Source organism: Shewanella maritima, assembly GCF_004295345.1.
In the GTDB taxonomy this organism is placed as follows: Bacteria; Pseudomonadota; Gammaproteobacteria; order Enterobacterales; family Shewanellaceae; genus Shewanella; species Shewanella maritima.
The window spans coordinates 2,820,001-2,840,511 of record NZ_CP036200.1; the positions used below are offsets into that span (position 1 = coordinate 2,820,001).

The 20,511-nt window shown below is 45.3% G+C and carries 18 protein-coding genes (1 of these 18 only partly in view); 7 read left to right on the plus strand and 11 right to left on the minus strand.

Annotation, left to right across the window (positions count from 1 at the left end; translation table 11 throughout):
• Positions 1–210, minus strand: partial view of a YicC/YloC family endoribonuclease gene (locus tag EXU30_RS12105; RefSeq protein ID WP_130600387.1) — the start only. It extends 654 nt beyond the left edge of the window; only the first 210 of its 864 coding nucleotides appear in the window; the start codon lies at positions 208–210; its stop codon lies beyond the left edge, outside the window.
• Positions 211–360: 150 nt separating this feature from the next.
• On the opposite strand from EXU30_RS12105, the gene rph reads away from it, so the two are divergent.
• Both rph and pyrE read left to right on the plus strand, forming a co-directional pair.
• Complete coding sequence (rph, locus tag EXU30_RS12110) at positions 361–1,074, plus strand: ribonuclease PH (protein WP_130600389.1); 714 nt, start codon at positions 361–363, stop codon at positions 1,072–1,074.
• A gap of 64 nt (positions 1,075–1,138) precedes the next feature.
• On the plus strand, positions 1,139–1,783 hold the full coding sequence (gene pyrE / locus EXU30_RS12115; RefSeq protein WP_130600391.1) for an orotate phosphoribosyltransferase: 645 nt from the start codon (positions 1,139–1,141) through the stop codon (positions 1,781–1,783).
• A 130-nt stretch (positions 1,784–1,913) separates the two neighbouring features.
• On the opposite strand, the gene folE is transcribed toward pyrE, so the two are convergent.
• From folE to coaBC, 4 genes are all read right to left on the minus strand, one after another.
• A complete protein-coding gene (gene folE / locus EXU30_RS12120; RefSeq protein ID WP_130600393.1) occupies positions 1,914–2,564 on the minus strand; it encodes a GTP cyclohydrolase I FolE in 651 nt (216 codons plus the stop codon).
• A gap of 185 nt (positions 2,565–2,749) precedes the next feature.
• On the minus strand, positions 2,750–4,711 hold the full coding sequence (locus tag EXU30_RS12125) for an alpha/beta hydrolase family protein (protein WP_130600395.1): 1,962 nt from the start codon (positions 4,709–4,711) through the stop codon (positions 2,750–2,752).
• Positions 4,712–4,865: 154 nt separating this feature from the next.
• Positions 4,866–5,459, minus strand: coding sequence for a nucleoid occlusion factor SlmA (slmA, locus tag EXU30_RS12130; protein WP_130600397.1), 594 nt, complete (start codon positions 5,457–5,459; stop codon positions 4,866–4,868).
• 163 nt (positions 5,460–5,622) lie between these two features.
• Complete coding sequence (gene coaBC / locus EXU30_RS12135) at positions 5,623–6,828, minus strand: bifunctional phosphopantothenoylcysteine decarboxylase/phosphopantothenate--cysteine ligase CoaBC (protein WP_130600399.1); 1,206 nt, start codon at positions 6,826–6,828, stop codon at positions 5,623–5,625.
• Positions 6,829–7,019: 191 nt separating this feature from the next.
• On the opposite strand from coaBC, the gene radC reads away from it, so the two are divergent.
• The 4 genes from radC to argA all read left to right on the plus strand — a co-directional run bounded on the left by radC (position 7,020) and on the right by argA (position 10,023).
• Complete coding sequence (radC, locus tag EXU30_RS12140) at positions 7,020–7,694, plus strand: RadC family protein (RefSeq protein WP_130603443.1); 675 nt, start codon at positions 7,020–7,022, stop codon at positions 7,692–7,694.
• Positions 7,695–7,818: 124 nt separating this feature from the next.
• Entirely contained in the window at positions 7,819–8,055 is a 237-nt protein-coding gene (rpmB, locus tag EXU30_RS12145; RefSeq protein ID WP_130600401.1) for a 50S ribosomal protein L28, read from the plus strand.
• 6 nt (positions 8,056–8,061) lie between these two features.
• Complete coding sequence (gene rpmG / locus EXU30_RS12150) at positions 8,062–8,235, plus strand: 50S ribosomal protein L33 (protein WP_130600403.1); 174 nt, start codon at positions 8,062–8,064, stop codon at positions 8,233–8,235.
• Positions 8,236–8,703: 468 nt separating this feature from the next.
• Positions 8,704–10,023, plus strand: coding sequence for an amino-acid N-acetyltransferase (gene argA, locus EXU30_RS12155; RefSeq protein WP_165399010.1), 1,320 nt, complete (start codon positions 8,704–8,706; stop codon positions 10,021–10,023).
• A 106-nt stretch (positions 10,024–10,129) separates the two neighbouring features.
• Here the strand turns inward: argA and EXU30_RS12160 are convergent, their stop codons facing one another.
• Together EXU30_RS12160 and EXU30_RS12165 are read right to left on the minus strand one after the other, a co-directional pair.
• Positions 10,130–13,723, minus strand: a complete 3,594-nt coding sequence (locus tag EXU30_RS12160) for a pilus assembly protein (protein ID WP_130600407.1) — start codon at positions 13,721–13,723, stop codon at positions 10,130–10,132.
• Positions 13,720–14,169, minus strand: a complete 450-nt coding sequence (locus EXU30_RS12165) for a pilus assembly PilX family protein (protein WP_130600408.1) — start codon at positions 14,167–14,169, stop codon at positions 13,720–13,722. Before EXU30_RS12165 ends, EXU30_RS12160 begins: the two co-directional genes overlap by 4 nt.
• A gap of 577 nt (positions 14,170–14,746) precedes the next feature.
• Here EXU30_RS12165 and rsgA point away from each other — a divergent pair.
• Positions 14,747–15,787 carry a ribosome small subunit-dependent GTPase A gene (gene rsgA / locus EXU30_RS12170; RefSeq protein WP_130600409.1) on the plus strand — a complete coding sequence of 347 codons (1,041 nt, stop codon included), beginning with the start codon at positions 14,747–14,749 and terminating at the stop codon, positions 15,785–15,787.
• Between the two features lie 114 nt (positions 15,788–15,901).
• Here rsgA and EXU30_RS12175 read toward each other — a convergent pair whose 3' ends face one another.
• The 4 genes from EXU30_RS12175 to EXU30_RS12190 form a co-directional block, all read right to left on the minus strand.
• The gene (locus EXU30_RS12175) at positions 15,902–16,765 is read right to left on the minus strand and encodes a hypothetical protein (protein WP_130600410.1); all 864 of its coding nucleotides are present in this window, start codon (positions 16,763–16,765) and stop codon (positions 15,902–15,904) included.
• 94 nt (positions 16,766–16,859) lie between these two features.
• Positions 16,860–18,185 carry a two-component system sensor histidine kinase EnvZ gene (gene envZ, locus EXU30_RS12180; RefSeq protein ID WP_130600411.1) on the minus strand — a complete coding sequence of 442 codons (1,326 nt, stop codon included), beginning with the start codon at positions 18,183–18,185 and terminating at the stop codon, positions 16,860–16,862.
• 12 nt (positions 18,186–18,197) lie between these two features.
• Positions 18,198–18,920, minus strand: coding sequence for an osmolarity response regulator transcription factor OmpR (ompR, locus tag EXU30_RS12185; RefSeq protein WP_130600412.1), 723 nt, complete (start codon positions 18,918–18,920; stop codon positions 18,198–18,200).
• Positions 18,921–19,195: 275 nt separating this feature from the next.
• A complete protein-coding gene (locus tag EXU30_RS12190; RefSeq protein ID WP_130600414.1) occupies positions 19,196–20,494 on the minus strand; it encodes a hypothetical protein in 1,299 nt (432 codons plus the stop codon).
• Positions 20,495–20,511: the final 17 nt, after the last annotated feature.

A 20,511-nucleotide genomic window follows, 5' to 3' on the forward strand; every position in this document is an offset into this window, starting at 1 on the left:
GATTTCATAACGCAGGTTGACTTCGACTTTACCTCGGTTAAGACGTTTTCTGAGTCGATCCCTTAATACCGGCTCAAAGCTACGAAACTGCTCAGGCAAACGTAAGTAGGTTTCAAGAAAACGCTGGTTTACAGAACGAATTTCCCAAGAGGCTGTGCCCCATTGTGCTTTGTGCTCGATACGAGCGTAAGCGGTCATGCTTTGGATCATGAAAAGTCCCATGTGTATTATCGAATGTGCTGTAGATTATAGCCGCTTAATGCTATGGGATTAAAGGTTTGTATTTGCATGGCATATACGGCGTTCACACTCTATAATAGCCCCTCTATTTTGTTTGCAATTCACCTACAGGAAATGCCAATGCGCCCTAGCAATCGTACTCCCGCTCAAACTCGTCCTATTACTATTACTCGTAACTTTACCGCTCATGCCGAAGGTTCTGTATTAGTTGAGTTTGGTGACACTAAAGTTCTGTGTACTGCGAGTTTTACTGAAGGCGTACCACGCTTCCTAAAAGGTCAGGGGCAAGGTTGGGTGACAGCCGAATACGGCATGCTACCACGCTCGACACACAGCCGTATGGACCGTGAAGCGGCCCGTGGTAAACAGTCTGGTCGTACACAAGAAATTCAACGCCTGATTGGCCGCTCATTGCGCGCGGCGGTTGATATGAAGTCACTAGGCGAAAATACCATTGTAATTGATTGTGACGTGATCCAGGCTGACGGTGGGACCCGTACAGCAGCGATTACCGGTGCATGTGTTGCTTTGGTTGATGCGCTTAATTGGGCGCGCGGTAAAGGTATTATCAAAACTAACCCGCTGAAGTTCCTGATTGCTGCAGTGAGTGTTGGCATTTATGAAGGTGAGGCAATTAGCGACCTTGAATATGTAGAGGATAGCGCTGCTGAAACAGATATGAATGTGGTGATGACTGAGACCGGTAAGATTATCGAGATCCAAGGTACTGCAGAAGGTGAACCATTTAGCCACGAAGAGCTATTGGAGCTACTTGCCCTGTCTAAAAACAGTATTCGTGAAATTGTCGATGTCCAAAAAGCAGCATTGAGCTAAAATTGCCGACAAATCAGGGACCCTTAGTGGTCCCTTTTTTAAGATTGATTATTGAGGATATAAAGTGAAAGCCTATCAACGCGAGTTTATTGAATTTGCTCTAGAGCGCCAAGTATTACGTTTTGGTGAGTTCACCCTGAAATCTGGCCGTACAAGCCCTTATTTTTTCAATGCGGGTTTGTTCAACACGGGTAAGGATTTAGCGCGTTTAGGCCGCTTTTATGCAGCAGCGTTGGCGGATTCTGGTATCGAGTTCGATTTACTGTTTGGTCCTGCTTATAAAGGTATTCCTATTGCCACAACGACCGCAGTCGCTTTATGTGATCATCACGACCGTGATGTGCCTTATTGCTTTAACCGAAAAGAAGCGAAAACTCACGGCGAAGGTGGCAATCTAGTTGGTAGTCCGCTTGAGGGCAAAGTGATGCTGGTTGATGATGTGATCACCGCAGGTACTGCGATTCGTGAATCAATGGAAATCATTAACGCTAACGATGCCAAACTAGCGGGTGTGCTTATCGCCTTGGATCGTCAAGAGAAAGGTAAGGGCGAGCTTTCAGCTATTCAGGAAGTAGAGCGTGATTTTGGCTGTGAGATTGTCTCTATTGTTAAGCTGGCCGACCTAATTAGCTATCTTTCTGAAAAGCCAGGAATGGAGGCTGAACTCGCTTCAGTAAGTGCGTATCGCGAGCAGTATGGCATCGAGTAATAACTGATTAGTTGTCATTGTGACTACAATAATTAAAACGCCTCGTTATCGCTAGATAGCGAGGCGTTTTAATTATTAGCTCTAGGGATATTGGTCATCCCGAACTTAGGTTCGTTAAGCAGAGTTTGGGCTATTTACTTTGCTGCAAAAACTCAGCGCGGGTTGCTGGGTTTGATTTAAAAACACCACCTAACGCAGTAGTGGTTGTCGAGCTTGTTGAGTCCATCACGCCACGAGATTTAACGCAGTAGTGCACTGCATCCATTTTTACTGCGACGTCTTCGGTATCAAGAAGTGTTTGAAGTGCAACTAATACCTGTTGAGTTAGGCGTTCTTGCACCTGTGGGCGTTGAGCAAAAAAGCGTACGATGCGATTTATCTTTGACAGGCCGATAATCTTGGTTTTAGGTAAGTATGCAACCGTTGCTAAACCATCAATCGTAACTAAGTGATGCTCACAGGTGCTGGTTAGACTAATGTCTTGCACGCGGATCATTTCATCCACGCCCATTTTGTTTTCAATGACTGTGATTTTAGGAAAATTCTCGTAGTCTAAGCCAGAGAAGATTTCCTCAATGTACATTTTTGCGATGCGCTTGGGGGTTTCAGCCAGGCTGTCATCTGTTAAGTCGAGCGACATCAATTGCAAAATCTTCGTCATATGATGTTCGATTTGCGCTTTGCGCTCGTCTTTAGGCATAGTCGTTGGCAGCATCGGGGTTTCTAAACCATGCTCTTTGAGTGCGGCTTGTACTGTTAATGCGGCTTCGCTAAGTGCCATAAAATTCTCCAGGTGCAAACTTATATTTTAATATTGTACGCTGGTGCCAGCCATGTGGTTCAGCGTTGTCTTAATTCGTTGCGGGCGGCGATCATACCGCGAATTGAAGCAAATTAATATTATTGAAACAAAAAAGCCGACCTTGTTAGTCAAGTATCGGCTTTATGATTTGAAAATGCTTAAAGTTAAAGGGCTAGGCTATCTTTAATAAAGCTGATCATTTCATGGTAGTACTTTGCACGGTGTTTGTCGTTATAAAAACCATGACCTTCATTATCCATAACAAGCTTTTTGTAAGGATAGTCAGCAGCTTTTAATGACTCTTCCAGTGCTTCTAGTTGCTCGATAGGTGCACGCTCATCGTCCTCTCCGTGTACTAGCATTAATTTGGCTTTGAGCTTGTTGACATGTTTAGTCGGCGACATGGCGTGTAAAACAGCTTTGTCTTCACCTAGAGCTCCTTTCAAATAGCTGACGCCTGAGCGTCTATCGGCAATATCACCTTCTTCAAACATTAGCTCGAGGTCGTAAACGCCCGCAAAGCCAACCGCACACTTGTACATATCTGGTTCGATAATAGAACTTTGCAGCGCACTATAACCACCAAAGCTGCCGCCTACTATACATATCTTGTCTTTGTTGGCGATACCTTCGCTAATGACATATTTAGTTGCGTCGATAATGTCATGTTGGATATCGCTGCCCCATTTTTGCTTTCCTGCATTTTTAAATGCTTGGCCATATCCTGTGGAGCCGCGGAAATTCACTTGAAGCACAGCGAATCCATCTTGAGCGAGAAGTTGATTTTGCTCATTAAAGCCCCACCAATCTCGCTCATGAGGGCCGCCGTGTGGATTTACGATGAGAGGCAAGTCTTTTGTTTCTTTGCCGTTTGGTAAGGTTAGATAGCCATTAATTTCTATTCCATCACGATTAGTGAAGCTGATGGGTTTTACTTCTGCCATCAGTTCAGGGTCAAGCCAGCTTCTTTGAGATGCTAAGTACTCTAGCTTCATTTTTTCAGCATTAAAGAGATAGTAATCGCCAGGATTTCTATCGTTAAATGCTTTAACGATAGATACTTTGGAGTCTCGGGTTTCACTTATTATGTGGATTTGATGGCCTGGTATCGCAGCGAGTAGCTGTTTCAGTAAGTTGCTGTGCTTATCTTCTTTGCTGGTAAATTCGTATGTAGGGTAACCGTTTTCATACTCGACAGCATAGAGTTGTTTGGTTTGCTGGTTTATCCAATAGGTTCTCGGGTCAACCTTATCATCTTGGGAAATCTTACTTTTTTTCCCAGTTGTAAGATCGATTTTATAAACACCTTTAGGCTCAGAATTTATCCTGCCTGAGGCAAAGATGGTATTGGTTTGTTGACCAAAAGCAATAGGACTAAAGTCATTAAGACCTAAGTTTAGTTTATCACTGCTTATCCATTCTCCTTCTTCACGATAATACAGTTCAATCTCATTTTTTGAGTTTTTACCTGATACAAATTTGACTTGGCCTGCATGATTAGTCATAAACTGACTATAACCAACAGGAGCTGTAACTACTTTTTGTCGCTTACCGTTAAATATATTTACGCGATATACGTTTTGAAGGCGGCTATAGTCTAGCGAGCTACCATTTCCCCAAGGTACCGCATTGACTAACATATGCTTATTGTCTTCAGGTAAAGGGTCTAGAATGTAAGCCGTTGCTCTAATTGCAGTGTTCTTTTTGATATGAGAGCCGGTTTGTCCCCCTCCTTGGTAGCCAAATAAGTATCTAGGTTGTGACCCGTCGGCATTAACAGCCATGAGTTCACCATAATAAATAGGTTGCTCAGACCAACCCTTTTTATACATTTTTTGCAATACAACACGCTCATCATTGACCCATTCGTAGTTTCCTACTTCTGAATTACCTGGGAAGTTTACTGCGTTAATTAATTTTTTGGTGTCCGTTTCCAAAAAGATCAGTACCTTTTTACCGTCGTGAGTTGTAAGGGCACTAAGATAGTCGCCTTCGGGAGATATTTTTACATTGGAATATTCTGCGCCTTTGGTGAACAGTTCAGCTTTTGATAGTGAAATTGAGAGAGCAGAAAAAGAGGTGCACGCAAGCAGTGAGCTTGCTGCAAGTAGCAAGATATTTTTCATGTACGTCCTTGTTTATGTTGTAGCTATCGATGTTGCATTTTATGTTGTTTTGTTAAATTTTATTATTTTATAAGGAGAAAGAAAACAAAAAATGCACCGAGAATAGTGCATTTTTGTATCAGGCGATATTGGCATGTGTGGGACAAATAAGCAGTTAACTTCTAAGTAGTTGTTGCTCAATAAACTGCCATTGCTGGTCAAAGTGCTGCGTTGGCTTTTGGGTAAACTCACTGCGAATATATTGCGCTATCCTGCCCTCTGCAAAGCTTAAAAGCAGGTTAGCTAGAATGGCTTCATCTAGGTTAAAACCTTGTCCTTCACGAAGGGTTTTCTCACGTAAAATTTGCTTCAGCTGAGTTTCAATCTTGGCGAATACGCTATTTACACGGCTACGCAGACGCTCATTTTCACCAAGCAGGGCGTCACCATTTAAAATACGTGAAATGCCTGGATTTCGCTCTGAGAATACCAGTAGCAACTGTAATACCTGACGGCAACGCATCATGGTGTCTTTTTCTTCATTCATGATGATGTTGAGACGTGAAAGCAACGCATCTTCAATGAATTCAATTAAGCCTTCAAACATGCGTGCTTTACTCGGGAAGTGGCGATAAAGCGCAGCTTCTGACACGCCAACTTCTGCGGCAAGTTTAGCTGTGGTAATACGCTGACCTGGACTGGTTTCCAGCATTTGTGCAAGGCACTGTAAAATATGTTCGCGACGGTTTATTTTTGGGCTAGACGCCATTGTTATTTCCTTGGGCTCAGAACTGCTTAAGCATGCACGATTATTTCGCAGTATTGCTTATTCTGGGCGGTAAAACTTGTTTACTCGGGTAGACAGGCTTGGGGTTGCCTCAAACCTTAAGAGCTGGCGTAACAAGTCCAATACGTTACGCCAATCTACTTTGTTATTTTTGTTGATATCGCTCGACGATTAACTCTAACAGTTGCTTTGCCAGTGTTAGCTTATCTGTAGCTGGTAGCGCTTGATTACCTTGCTGCCAAAACACCTGCAGTGCATTGCTGTCAGAGTTAAAACCTAAACCTTGTTGTGACACATCATTGGCGGCAATCATATCCAGCTTTTTACGCTGCAATTTACCTGTTGCGTACTCTTCTACGTTACTGGTCTCAGCAGCAAAGCCCACGGTAAATGGTCGTTGCTTGTGGCTGGCGACGGTGGCTAAGATATCAGGATTCTTAGTCAGCGCAAGCTGCATCTCATCTGCATCTTTTTTAATTTTTTCATTAGCAACTTGAGTGATGCGATAGTCCGCGACTGCGGCGCAGCCAATGAATATATCTTGGCTTTCAACATCAGCCATTACCGCATCTAACATTTGCTCAGCTGATTCTACGTTAATACGGGTAACATTTGCTGGTGTGGCTAGATTAACAGGGCCTGAGACTAAGGTGACTTCCGCGCCCATTTCAGCAGCGGCAGTCGCTAGAGCAAAGCCCATTTTGCCTGAGCTGTGATTAGAGATATAACGCACCGGGTCAATCGCTTCACGCGTAGGACCCGCTGTTAACATTAGCTTTTTGCCTGCAAGCGGCTTTTCTTGTGCATTAGGCTGAAAATACTTCACTAAGCGCTCAGCAATGTCGGTTGGCTCTAACATGCGCCCTGGGCCAACTTCACCGCAAGCTTGCGAGCCTGAATCTGGCCCCCAAATGGTTAAGCCTTTACGGGCAATGTTGGCAAGGTTTTCCTGAGAGGTGATGTTTTGGTACATCTGCTGATTCATGGCTGGGCAAATAATCACGGGCGCGCTTGTTGCTAGCACTGCTGTGGTAAGTAGTTCATCTGCCATGCCGGCATTGATACGCGCGATCACGTTGGCTGTAGCTGGTGCAATAACGACAGCATCAGCCCAACGTGCGAGTTCAATGTGTCCCATAGAGGCTTCTGCTGTAGGGTCTAATAAATCGCTTGAAACAGGATTGCCTGACAAAGCTTGTAAAGTTAGCGGGGTGATAAATTCCATGGCGCTTTGGGTTACCATTACGCGCACTTCTGCGCCGCGTTCTTTTAAGCGACGAATAAGATCGGCACTTTTAAACGCGGCAATACCGCCACCAATTCCTAATAACACTTTTTTATTTGTCAGCATGTTACATGTCCAGCTTGGATGATGCCGCTACCTTACCATAAGCGGTCAAATTGGAGCGAGATCCGTTTTCAAAAATATCGACCATACTACATAACCAATTTCGTGTTTACGCAAGCTTCAGTCGTCATTGAGATAAAAGCGTAAATAATCAATCACAGCAGATTAATGGACTAATCGATATGGAAAAGACTTTGACCATAAAACAATGGCCAGATGGAGAAGGGCCGCGAGATAAATTGCTATCACAAGGCGCGCAAATGCTCAGTGATGCAGAGCTACTAGCTGTGATTCTGCGTAGCGGTCTGGTTGGGCAAAATGCGATAGATGTGTCACGCAACATGCTTAATCACTTTGGCGGCTTAAGAAAGCTATTCTCGGCGTCTCAGCCACAAGTATGTGAAATTGCTGGGGTTGGGCCGGTAAAATATGCTCAGTTGCAAGCTACAGCAGAGATTGCTAGGCGGATTGCCAAAGAAAGTTTGCAAAAAGGGCAAATTTTGACAAATCCTGATTTAACTCGGGACTATTTAATGAGACAATTAGCAGACCGATCCTATGAAGTGTTCGCTTTATTATTGTTGGATAGCCAACATAGAGTCATTCAATTTGTAGAACTATTCCGTGGCACCATAAACTGCGCGTCGGTATATCCTCGCGATATAGTTGCGCTTGTGCTGGAAAAAAACGCAGCAGCTGTGATTGTGTGCCATAACCACCCGTCAGGCATTGCAGAGCCTAGTGAAGCTGATCGGCGAATAACTAGGCGGATAAAAAATGCATTGGAAACTATCGATGTTTCTCTACTAGATCATATGGTTGTAGGGGATCTACAGGTAGTCTCGTTCGCTGAGCGTGGATGGATTTAATAAAGATTGCTTGATCTTACACGACATATCGTGTATAAAATGCGCCCTCTTTGTGCCTCGGGCGACGGCCATACGAGGTACATTAATGCTCGAGCGTTAAAAAATTGTTTTGGAGAAGATTGACATGTCAAGAGTATGCCAAGTAACTGGCAAGAAGCCAATGGTTGGTAACAACCGTTCGCACGCTAAAAACGCGACTCGTCGTCGTTTTTTACCTAACCTACAAAACCACCGTTTTTGGTTAGAAGAAGAAAAGCGTTTTGTTCAACTACGCGTTTCTACTAAAGGTATTCGTATCATCGACAAGAAAGGCATTGAAGTTGTAGTTAAAGAACTTCGTGCACGTGGCGAAAAGGTATAATAGAAAATGGCTAAATCTAAAGGTAACCGCGAGAAGATCAAGTTAGTATCTAGCGCTAACACTGGTCATTTCTACACGACTGAAAAGAACAAGCGTAACATGCCAGAAAAAATGGAAATCAAGAAATTTGATCCAGTTGTTCGTAAGCACGTTATGTACAAAGAAGCTAAAATCAAGTAATTGATTTTACTCTTTTAAAAGCCTCCTTCATGGAGGCTTTTTTTTGCCCAAAATTTGACATGCAGTGAAACTCTGCTCTGGATTAGTATCCGCCAGTCGGGCTTTCAAGTTTCACTCAATGCAGGGCTCTCATCTTCATTAAGCCGCTGGCATTGAGCCGAGTGCACCGCTGGCGACTCATTCTTGGCAAATATAGTTGGTGTAATTGAATTATTATTCAATCTTGGTTTGACTTAGCTATCTCGAATTATAGGCTAAGTTAGTTGCGGTCAATATCCTCGCATCGTCAATAATTACTTGGGCTTTAGTGCTTTTCCTCAACCTCTGCCTATCCCGTAATTATATCTTAATAGTCTACTGTAATAATAATCCTTAGTTAGATAAAAATTCTTTCCAAATAAATATAAATGAAATATTATGCGTTTTAACTAGGTATCTATTCAGCTTATGCGGCTAAGGGTAAATAAATTGAGAACCACTGAGCTGGTCGACAGCTTTCGTCATTCAGCTCCTTATGTGAATGCACATAGGGGCAAAACATTTGTCATCATGTTAGGCGGTGAGGCGATAGCTAATGGCCACTTTAAAGCGATATTAAATGATGTCGCCATGTTGCATTCGGTCGGGATTAAAATCGTGCTGGTTTACGGCGCGCGTCCGCAAATCGATGAAGGGCTAATGCGTGCCGGGATTGAGCCGCACTATCACAATGCGATACGTATTACCGACGATGAGAGCTTAAAGACGATTAAGCAGGTCGCGGGTGAGGCGCAGTTTGATATCACCGCGCGTTTATCTATGAGCCTAGGTAACACGCCGATGCAAGGCGCACAGATTAACGTCGTTAGCGGTAATTTCATTATTGCTCAGCCACTGGGTATTGATGATGGCGTTGACTATTGTCTTACCGGTAAAGTTAGGCGGATTGATACGCAAGGGATCCGCCGCCAACTTGATGATAACGACATTGTGCTAATGGGGCCGATTGCAGCTTCGGTTACAGGTGAGAGTTTTAACCTCACCGCAGAAGAAGTTGCGACTCAGGTCGCCGTGAAACTTAAAGCCGACAAGATGATAGGCTTTAGCCAAACTAGTGGCTTGATTGACGCTCAAGGGCGAGTGATAGCCGAGATGATGCCCAATGAAGCGCAGACTTGGCTGGACAGCCGCTGTGAGCAACAAGCTGCGTGTACCTGCAGTGACGCCTTTGTTAAGGCCAGTATTGATGCCTGTCGTCGCGGCGTGCCGCGTTGTCACCTGGTCAGTTACCTGGATGATGGTGCCTTGCTACAAGAATTATTCTCCCGTGAAGGCATTGGTACGCAAATCGTCACAGAAAGCGCTGAGCAGCTCCGTAGAGCGACAATTAGCGATATTGGCGGCGTGCTTAACCTTATTCGTCCACTTGAGCAGCAGGGGATTCTGGTGCGTCGCTCCCGTGAGCAGCTTGAGATGGAAATTGAGCAGTTTATGTTGATTGAACGCGATAACCTAGTGATCGGCTGTGCGGCACTATATCCGTTTGAGGAAGACAATGCTGGTGAGTTTGCTTGTCTTGTAGTTCACCCTGAGTATCGTGATGCTGATAGAGGCAGTGTGCTGCTCAACAATATTATCGCTCAGGCAAGGCTGCGCGGGTACGAGCGCTTATTTGCTTTGACTACTCGTAGTATTCATTGGTTTTTAGAGCATGGCTTTAATATTGTGGATGTAGAGCAATTACCCGCAAAGAAAAAGCAGCTGTATAACTTCCAACGTAATTCCAAGGTGTTGGTGTTAGATCTGTAAATTAGCCCTATTGACTATACGAGAATTCAATGCATAAAAAACCGAAGCCCTTGAGCTTCGGTTTTTTGTTATGACTACTGCTAGCATTCAGCATTATCGCTAACGGCTAGTTCGCTGAGTGGAAGTAAATGCGGTTCATATTAAGGCCGCTGCCAATACAGCTTTCGTCGCCCTCAGCGCAGCCATCATCAAAATCATCGGCTTTTTGCATACGCTCAGCGGCAAGACCAATGCCGATTAAGTACATGCTGTTGCCACCTTTTGGCACCACGATTTTTGGCGTGTCGGGAATGCCTTCACCCGTTTCATAAGACTCGCTCTTATAGGCGCGTCTGCCATGGTGTAAATCGAAACCATACAGATAGCCTTTACCTGTGGTCATACACTGCTCTTGGTCGGTATAGTCGCCTGGTACATAAGTGGTGAAGAACACTCGACCTTTCGCTACGACGGCTGCAGATAAACTTTTCTCGCCAGTGCGCGGTAGGCTGTAGTACCAGCCACGCTTATTGGCAAAGCGGAAGTAGTCGGTTTCAGACGCTGGCGCAGCTTTAGTGGCATTGTATAAGTCACTGAGCATTAGTGGTTCAGGTACTTTATGCGCTCTGCCATTAAATGACTTGGTATTGACGTTACGGTCTTGTACTACGAAGAACTTGTCGTCACGTGTCTTGTCGAGCGGGTGAGGACGGTGGCCGCTGCCGATCACAATGGCATCGTATGGGATGTTCTGGGTCGTTCTAAATGTTTTACCGTTTTTATTCACTTGCTGCGCTGTGGTGACCATGGTTTGTGCGACAGCAGGCTCTGAGAAAAAGCGGCGGTCGCTAAACTGAGTTTTACCACCAAGACTGGCAAGCTTAAACCCTGTCCATGGCGCTTCACGGCCGTTGGCATCAGGGCTTGGCAAGTCCATACGCCAAATATTGGCGCCAGTATCTGTGGCATAGATACGATCGGTTAGCCCATCATTGTTACTATCAAGCACGGCAACCTTGTTAGGGATAGAGTCAGCGATCCCTGGCAGCTGTGTTTTACCTCGGCCGTGCTCATTGCTAAAGGTATGTACTAGATTACCTTTATCGGCATCAATAATGTAAACACTGCGACCTATGGTGTCGCTAATTCCCACTGCTGCGCTGTCTTTTGTTGCCGGAGAATAACCGCCACCAACAATCATCACAGGTTTTGCAGTTGCTATGCTGGCACTGTTTTTGGGATAACCCGGAATATGGGTGATCACAGGAGTTGACCAGGTTTGCCCCAGACCTTCAAATCCAGCTGTGTGCGGCGAAACTCGCCATTTAAATTTAGGCGCATCTGGGTTGGTAATATCTAGCGCGTAATATGCATTGCCGCCACGGCGCATACCAAAGAACAACCAGGCTGTAGTGACTTTGCCTGTAGCGTTGCGTTTAATGTGCGCAACCGGTGAGCTATCTAGCCCATATACTGAGTGCACACCTGAGTTAGGGTTATTGGTTAGCTCACGCACGTTAGGCAGCAGTTCTTTGGGCATATAAGCCCAAGATTCAGACACAGAAGTGCCATTGTCTTTAAACATGTGCATCAGACCATGGTTAGTGCTCACTACAATGCGGGTATCGGGTCTCTCAGCGCTGCCATAGTTAATCACTATAGGCTTAGAGTGCAGTGAGTCGCCCATAATGTCTTTACGCAAATCATTGGTGTTGTTGTCGTTATTGTCATCATTAACGTCGTAACCCTGGATCCACTTAAATAGCTTATTGACCTTAGTTTTATCAACCCGCATGAAATTGGCTAGTTGCTTTTCGCCGCCAAGTGAGCGCCGCGCATTACTCTGTGTTAAAGGCTGAATTTCACCTCGTGCGCCTAGGTCGCTATACAGTTTGCGACTGTAGTTGCTCTGTAAGTGTTGGGCGATGCCGCCAAGCTTTACGTCGCTGCCATCACCACCACTTGGCATGCTGGCGCAGTTTTTAGTCCACAAGCTGCAGGCTGAGTCTTTGAGTAAACCACTATCATCTAGTGCAGGTTTACCACGGGCATCAGTTACCTTGCCTTTGTTATTCACTTGCAGTTTTTTGATATTGCCTGACCAGCGCGGGCCTTTTGATGGCAAGAACATCGAGTAAAAGGCACCATTGTTGGTGTCAATTCGACCTGCAGATACCGCAGGCGAGCTAAAGGTTGCCGGTTTATTGCTGACTTCGGCAAATACCTTTTGCAGTGCTTTTTGCAGCGCTTCGGCACTGTTAGCTGAAAAATATGAGCCGCCGCCATTTTTCGCGGTTTCCATTAACAAGCCACGGGCTTTGTCTGCATCACGACTAAAGCCAATGGTGTAGGTGGTGATGTTTTGCTTGGTTTGCATCGATGGATTAACGTCATTCTCATACATCCATTTAGCAAGCTCTGGCAGACCGCGGTTTTTACCTATGTGTTTACCCACGAGTTTGGCGATACGCGCACGTGAGTATTCATCACGAGTTGGGTAACCGTCGGTGATGTACACAATAGAGGCGTTTGGCTGGCAAACTTTGCCTATGAATGGCGAGATATACTTGCCGCCTTTCTCTACGCTAGTGTCACGCGGGCTGTTAATGTCGCCAGTGTCGGCTTCACGTCCCCATGGGCGAGGCTGTGGATAAGGGCGAACAGGGTTTTTACCAAAGTGCACTTCGCTGCCACTAAAGTAACTGTAAGCCTCATACATGGTGTCGCACAAAGGAGTGTAATTTCGATATACACCATGCAGGTTTTGCACCTTATCGAGCAGCGACTTTTTGTTTTGATCTGTAAAAGGTTTAATGCCGTGGATCACACGTCCACCTGTGTTGGTGTTGCGACCACGATTGGTGTCGTTTTTGTTGAATATAGCCAAGCCAAACTCAACACCTGGGGTGTTAATAATGGTGTTTTCAATAACGCGACGAGCGACATCCATACGGGTATAGTCACGAGTTTTACGTTTTGAGTGATACCACTGGATGTACTTTTTGGTATACAAGGTGACTGGTTTGCCGATACCAAATTCGGTGTTCATTGACTTAGCAATTACATCGTCAATGTCACTTGGTTTTTTGCTGGCAGGCGTAAGGTAAGGTTTGTCAAAACCATCTACCGGAAAGCCATTCGTATAGCGTTTGTTGCTAATGGCGCCATGGGCGTTAACTGGGTTTTTCTCGGCTATGTCTTCGTAGCAGTCTAGGGTGTCAATGCTGCTGCCATCACCAGTTGGTAGCTCTGACCAGGTGCGAGTTTGACTGTCATAGTGGCGCAGGTAGCCTGTGAACATACCATAGCGCTTTAAATAATCTTTTGATTGGCCGCAGCCGTTAAAACGATATTGAATTTTCTGGGCGCTGTTTAAGGTAGGAATAGTTTCAACATCATTGCTGTAATACAAGGTTGTGCTGTCACTGAGATTTTCTTTTTGCTGATCGTAAAGCTCATCCGCTTTGAATACCACTTTACCAAAATTACGGCGGCCAATAGTGCCGACGTACTCCATTGAGCCAGAGGTATCAAAGATAACCAGTACTTGCGGGCGTTCGTTCAAACGAATGCTCGACTCTGTTACATAAAGTTCGGTGTCATCAGCCACAGCAAAGCCTGTAAAAGTAAGGCTAGTAAAAGCCAGACTCGCAACACCTAGGCTAAAGAAGCTGATAGCGCTGCAGGCAACTCGCGCGCAGTAGATTAAGCGTGCGATCATGACTCACTCCCAGTGAAAACTTCCTGCTCAACTCCACTCACTACAGTAAGCCTGCCATTGTCATTACGACCAAATTTAGCAGTGCTAGTCACTTCTGCGCGGCGGCAATTAACCAAATCAACTGAATAGGCTTTACTACTGCGCTGGCAGCTCACATCCACCAAAGTCATAGGCTCGATTTTAGAGCTCACTCTAAATTGCTCATCTTCAATGTCGATTGGCGTTTTAATGCTTGCCATGGATTCGCCTTGGTGATTCTTAAGCACAAGGGTTTGTGCACCAATAGCAGCAGATTTAGCGCCTACGCGTTCAGAGCTGGCGCCAGCCATGCGCAGTGATTGACTAGAGTTACTGGCTAGCGTGACGCCAATAATTGTCATCAGTACTAAAATTATTAAAGCGAAAAACAGTACAACGCCCTGCTGCTTTTTGAGTGAGTACTTCATTGGAAACCTTTTTAGTAAATTAAATACAGCTTGCCTACAACGGCTTGAGCAACTCTGAGTCAATGAGAAGGTAAAAATCAGACCAACTTGTCAGATCGGCGCTATTTTATCCAATTAGTCGCAAAGCGGAACGCTAGACGGTTTAATGAGCCAAAAAAACGCTAATAGTTTGAATTGGTGTGTTTTTAGTGTTCTGTTGCTGTAATGGAATGAGTGATAATGTTCAATTAGTTAGTATATTGTTGCATATGCAACCTGATGATGTGGTTACGAGGAGTGGTAATGAATGTTTGGCTATGAGCATTAGTGAGGTATGTGCAGCTGACAAGGTAAGATTTGCGTGAGTTACGTCGACATTTTATACAGCTACATTAGCCATGTAGAATATGAGCTGTTAGTATGCCGCCATTAATCACTGAGCGAGGATTTTTGATGATTGTCATCCACTACGCCGGTGTTGTTGGAGCGCTAAGCGCTTAATTCCTGCAATACCCGGTGCTGTCACCGGGGCACATTATGCCCCAAACTGAATTTTGTTATACGCAGGTGCTGAGCATCGCGTAGGGGTAGATCTACCATGTTAACTTCATACTCGCTTGCCGAATTAGGTTGGCGACCATATTTTCAACAACAATTATCTTTAGCAGAACTTGAGTCTTGCTCTGTTGCACGCGTGAGCGAGCAGCATCGTAGCCAATTACAACTGCTTACAGAACAAGGTGCCCGGTCAATTCAAGTGACACCAAACATGCCCAGCATTTGTGTTGGTGACTGGCTGCTAATTAACGATGATGGTTTCGTGCGATTACTTGAGCGTGCCACTGAGTTTAGTCGTAAAGCACCGGGTTCAAAGCTTGCCAAGCAACTCATTGCCGCAAACTTAGATACCGTGCTGGTGGTGATGTCACTTAACCATGACTTTAGTTTAAGCCGCTTAGAGCGCTATTTGGCGCTGATAAACCAAACTGGAGCAAGGCCGGTTGTGGTGCTTACTAAAGCAGATCTCTGTGATGATATTTATAGTTATCAGTCGCAAGTACAAGCGCTTGACCCTTTACTAGATGTTGTTTGCGTTAATGCGTTGGACCAATCTAGTGTCAGTGCGCTAGCTATCTACTGTAAAACTGGGCAAACCTTAGCTGTGATGGGCTCATCGGGTGTGGGTAAGTCAACTTTACTCAACAGTTTGCAAGGTGAAGAAACCCTGCAAACTGGCAGCATTCGTGAAGACGACAGTAAAGGCCGCCATACCACCACATCGCGCTCATTACATGTGATGGCTGCTGGTGGTTTGTTGCTGGACACACCAGGCATGCGTGAGCTACAGCTTTCTGATGTGGAGTCGGGTATAGCAACGACTTTTGCCGATATCGAGGCTTTGGCTCAGCATTGCCGCTTCAGTGATTGTAGCCATCAAGGTGAGCCAGGATGTGCGGTCACACAAGCGATAGAATCAGGCGAATTGGAGCTAAGGCGCTTAACTAACTATTTAAAACTTTCCCGTGAGCAAGCATTGAACGCAGCGAGTTTGGCAGAGCGCCGCGCTAAAGATAAAGCATTAGGCAAGATGTATCGCACGATACAAGGTGAAAGTAAAAAGCTAAAGAAAGGTTATTAATCACCAAATTGTCGTTTAGAGGATAGCTAGACGATATAAGCGAGAAGGTCACAGCGTTAATAGCTGTGACCTTTTTGCTTTTTAGGTTTTTGCATACAAAAAAGTAGAATCTAACTAAAAGTAGTAAGTGTACGAAGCTGCTGCGCGATATAACACATCTTCAAAGCCAATAAGATCTAACTCATAGTCACGTTTAATGTACTGTGTTGCAAAAGTTAGCAGGTGATTTTGGTTTGCCAAAGGTACGATAACATTGATGTTTAGCTGATCCTGTACATAAAACTGGCCAGCGTCATACTTCCAGTTACCCTGGAAAGTACGCAGGGTAGCATTGAGCTGCACACCAGAGTGGGCGAAGGTGTAGGCATTGTTCCACTCTAAATAGTAGCCATAACCTTTGCGTCCAAGTACATCTTCACCATGGCCGCCATTTTCCCGTGGCCAATCATCGTCTTTCTCTTCGTTGCTGTAACCAAGGGCGGCAACAAAACCTAGATCATAATAATTGTCGCTACCAAAGCGGCGATCAAGCGCCACACCCGCAAGGGTGAGCATTTCGAACTCTTCAAGTTGTTGGCTGTTGTAATGGCCTTCATGACGAGCGTGAATACTCAGTAAGTAATCGTCATTGTCGCCAAAGGCCATTAATGGGCGCTGGTATCTTAGTTTCCAGTCCATTGAGTCACGATAACGGTCTTCATCGTATTTCTCTGAGTCTTTCTCGTAAAAGTAACTTAGGCGAATGTCATAATGGTTGGCACCCAGTTGATATGGGTCAACATAGCGAAGGTTGCTATATATTAACCGAGCGCCAACGCCGCGTGACAACGAGCTATCGGGCGACTCTGGGTAGGCTTCCATTCCAGAAATGAGCGACACCGCAAAAGGCGAATCATCCTGTGCGTATAGCTGAGCGCTAAGGCTAACTGTGGTCGCGAATAATAGGCCAAGCTGGGCGGTTTTTATTAAGTTATACATAGTGGCGCTCTCAGTTTTTGGTGGGTTCCATTTATCAAGGTATCAGCAGCGTTTGAGCCTTACCTAGATGATCAATTCAGGTTGTCTATCCCTGCTACAGGTTTTTTGGCAGCAATACGGTGGCTTTTAGCCCGCCTTGCTCACGATTGCTTAGTAATATCTTGCCCTGATGCCTGTCGACAATACGTTTAATGATCGCCAAGCCTAAGCCAGAGCCGATACTGCCACGGGCGCTGTCACCTTGGGTGAAAGGTAAAAACAGCTGCTCTATTTGTGACTCATCAATACCGCTGCCGTTATCTTCTACATCAAAGCCGACATAGTTGCTGCTTTCAAAACTACTGATTTTTACCCAGCCTTCGCCATAGCGATAGGCATTCTCAACCAGATTACTGAGTACACGTTTAATGGCAACACTGTGCATCAGTGTGTCGGAGGTTTGCTTGAGGTCTAACTCGATTTTGACGCTGCGATAAGCTTCCTGCTGAGCGATTTCTTGGATGAGTCGATTGACTTGATCCGGCTCTTTTTCGTGTTCCTGATCGTTACGAATATAAGCGATAAACTGTTGGATAATATCATCCATATCTTCAATGTCGGCAACGATACCTTCTTTGAGGTAGGCATCTTCTTCACCCATCATCTCTGTTGCTAAACGGATGCGTGTGAGCGGTGTGCGGATGTCATGGGAAATACCTGCCATCAATAAGGTTCTATCTTGCTCCAATTGCTGCATACTTTGCGACATTTGATTGAAAGCGTGGGTTACTTCCACAATTTCGCTCGAGCCGTTTAGAGGAAGTGGCTTAGGGAAGTCTCCTTGAGACACGGTCATTGCCGCTTTTTGTAATCGTTTTAGCGGACGGTTTTGCTTGCGAGCAAACAGCCAGCCGCCAGCAACACTGAGCGCACCGATAACTAGTAAGTATAGGGTGAGGGGAGATAAGTCCGACTCATTCATGCCAGTCAGTGGCACTTTAATCCACACCGACGGAGCTTGCGGAGGCTTAATCCATACGTTCAGGCGCTCGTCTTGAGAGAACCTGACCTCGGCAGGACCGTTAAGGTATACCGACATTTGATCGGATAAAAAACCATAGTAAGTGGCATTCTCTACCCCCGCTTGGCGTGCTTGCTGCTGGTTGTAGATTGTCATGACATCGTCGCGTACTTTGGCGTTTAGCGCATCGACTAGGGTGAGGTTTTCGCGGTCAATCACCACGCCATCAACAAATAGGATGTTAATTTGGCGGGCGATCAGCTGGTTGATTTGCTCGTATGATGGCTTAATAAAATAAACCGCTACAGACCAGTAGGATACGAGTTGGTTGATCAGCAGCAAGCTGCCAATCAGCATGACTGTTTGGCTAAAAGCGCTGCGGGGCAACAGGCGTTGCCACCATTTTAGCTTTAGCTTCATAATTGCAGTGGATTATCTTGCGGTGCCATCTGGCACAAATACGTAGCCCAGACCCCAAACGGTTTGAATGTACCTTGGGTTGGCAGCATCAACTTCAATCAAGCGGCGTAGGCGTGAAACCTGTACGTCAATAGAGCGCTCAAGGGCAGAATAATCACGCCCGCGGGCAAGATTCATGAGTTTGTCGCGCGATAGTGGTTCACGTGGATGTGAAACCAATACTTTCAGTACTGCAAACTCGCCACTGGTAAGTGAAATACTTTCTTCGCCATTAAACATCTCTCGAGTAGCCAGGTTAAGCGAGAACTGACCAAATTCGACAGTTTCTTCTTGCTGCGCTGGCGCACCTGGTACTTCAAGCGTTTGACGGCGCATGACTGCTTTAATGCGGGCAAGTAATTCACGTGGGTTAAATGGTTTTGGGAGGTAATCGTCAGCGCCAAGTTCAAGGCCGATGATGCGGTCAACTTCATCGCCTTTGGCGGTAAGCATGACAATTGGGATGGCATTGTCTTGTTGGCGTAGGCGTTTGCAAATAGATAAGCCATCTTCGCCAGGTAGCATTAGGTCGAGTACGATTAAATGAAAGTTTTCACGCTCAAGAAAACGATCCATTTGCTCTGCATTGGCAGCGCTGCGAACTTGATAGCCTTGCTCAACAAGGTAACGCTCGAGTAGTGAGCGTAAGCGCATATCGTCGTCAACAACAAGAATTTTAGATGTTTCCTGGCCCATGGTTTTTCCTTTTACTTTCAGGGGTTCTATCGTTTATAGCCCTAGCCAATATAGCGACTTTTGTTGCAGCCTAGTAGCGTAAATTTATCATCAGTGGTGATATTTTTAATCTAAGCCACATTTTTCACCCTAACTAACTGTAATTTAATGGTTTAGCTTAATATTTCGCAAGGGTTGAAATTGTAACAATTCAATTAACTTTATGCTGAAAACGCGGCAAAACAAAAGGCCACGACTGAGCGTGGCCTTTGAATTAAGTCATTGCTAACAAGCGATTATTGGCGTTTGAAGATCACTTTTGTATCAACGGTGCCATCGTTGTCTTCGTCAACATCTGCAGTTAGGCGGTTACCGTCCACATTCAACATAATGTTTGGACCACCTTCCATAGTGATGTCGTTAAAGCCAGTGTCGCCGTTTGCGTCGAATGTAATCGACACTGAAATTTGGTTACTTTCACTATCGATAGTGTAAGTACCCCATTCCATACCTGACTCTTCTGTTTCGTCATCTAGGTCAACTTCTAAATGAACGTAGCTACCATCTGCATTGAATACAAACGCGAGAATGTCGTTTTCATCAGGCATTGGCTCGCCATCGTTTTCAGAGATAGTCTCTGCAACCCAGGTGCCGACTAGGCCGTCATTTGCTTGCTTGTTGAAGGATAAAGAACCGTCGTTAGTACCGTCAGCATCTTCGTCAAATTCCGCAACTAATTGCCCCTGTTCATTAACGTTAGCAAATAGGCGCGGTGTGGTGTCACCCACAACAAAGTCGGTTAAACCGGTGTCGCCGTTTTCATCGAAAGTTTGAGCGGCAACTACGCGGCCATCATCAGCAGTGCGTGAGTAGGTGCCCCATTCCATACCTGAAACTTCTTCTTCATCATTACGGTCAACTTCATAGTGAATGTAAGTACCGTCATCAAAGAAGACTAAACCAAGTAGTTCATTTTCATCTTCAACGGGTGTCCAAGTACCAACAATACCTACCTGAATACCTTCTTCGATTAGGGTGTCATCTAAATGATCTACTGCAGCTTCTTCCGATACAAGCTCTGCAACAGGTGTGTCTTGACCGCCGTTAGTAATAACCGCATTTACCGCATTACTTGCAGCAAATTCGTCAGGGCTTTGGCTAAAGTCGACTGGCTCAGCAGCGGCTGCCGCATCTTCAGTGATGGTAATACCGTTACTCGGGTCGCCGTCTTTATCTAGCGTTTGCAGTAGACGCGCCATGTTAACCACTTGGTTATTGGTTACATCTTCAGTGTTAGCGATATCTAGCGGGGTAACCGCTTCTTTTGCTGATGTTTCAGGGAAGGTTAGGTCGCCAATTGCGAACGTCACGCTTTCGCCTTCAACATAGTTAAATTCACCATTTTCATTGGTTGTTCCCGATTGAGTCGCAGTAGTGTAACCGATACCTATGACTGCGCTATCTAGGAATTTACCCGTAATGGTGACTGGATCTGGGGTTGGATCAGGTTCTTTTTGAGGTTCAGGGCTGTCATCACTGCTGCCACAACCGAAAAGAATACCTGAGATCATCAGGGCAAGTAGTTTTTTAGACATGTTCTCTCCTTAAAACA

Excerpts from the sequence above, each read along its gene's own strand:
- rph (WP_130600389.1), top strand. The coding sequence starts at position 361 with ATGCGCCCTAGCAATCGTACTCCCGCTCAAACTCGTCCTATTACTATT.
- folE (WP_130600393.1), bottom strand. The coding sequence starts at position 2,564 with ATGGCACTTAGCGAAGCCGCATTAACAGTACAAGCCGCACTCAAAGAG.
- EXU30_RS12125 (WP_130600395.1), bottom strand. The coding sequence starts at position 4,711 with ATGAAAAATATCTTGCTACTTGCAGCAAGCTCACTGCTTGCGTGCACC.
- slmA (WP_130600397.1), bottom strand. The coding sequence starts at position 5,459 with ATGGCGTCTAGCCCAAAAATAAACCGTCGCGAACATATTTTACAGTGC.
- coaBC (WP_130600399.1), bottom strand. The coding sequence starts at position 6,828 with ATGCTGACAAATAAAAAAGTGTTATTAGGAATTGGTGGCGGTATTGCC.
- rpmB (WP_130600401.1), top strand. The coding sequence starts at position 7,819 with ATGTCAAGAGTATGCCAAGTAACTGGCAAGAAGCCAATGGTTGGTAAC.
- rpmG (WP_130600403.1), top strand. The coding sequence starts at position 8,062 with ATGGCTAAATCTAAAGGTAACCGCGAGAAGATCAAGTTAGTATCTAGC.
- EXU30_RS12160 (WP_130600407.1), bottom strand. The coding sequence starts at position 13,723 with ATGATCGCACGCTTAATCTACTGCGCGCGAGTTGCCTGCAGCGCTATC.
- EXU30_RS12165 (WP_130600408.1), bottom strand. The coding sequence starts at position 14,169 with ATGAAGTACTCACTCAAAAAGCAGCAGGGCGTTGTACTGTTTTTCGCT.
- rsgA (WP_130600409.1), top strand. The coding sequence starts at position 14,747 with ATGTTAACTTCATACTCGCTTGCCGAATTAGGTTGGCGACCATATTTT.
- EXU30_RS12175 (WP_130600410.1), bottom strand. The coding sequence starts at position 16,765 with ATGTATAACTTAATAAAAACCGCCCAGCTTGGCCTATTATTCGCGACC.
- envZ (WP_130600411.1), bottom strand. The coding sequence starts at position 18,185 with ATGAAGCTAAAGCTAAAATGGTGGCAACGCCTGTTGCCCCGCAGCGCT.
- ompR (WP_130600412.1), bottom strand. The coding sequence starts at position 18,920 with ATGGGCCAGGAAACATCTAAAATTCTTGTTGTTGACGACGATATGCGC.
- EXU30_RS12190 (WP_130600414.1), bottom strand. The coding sequence starts at position 20,494 with ATGTCTAAAAAACTACTTGCCCTGATGATCTCAGGTATTCTTTTCGGT.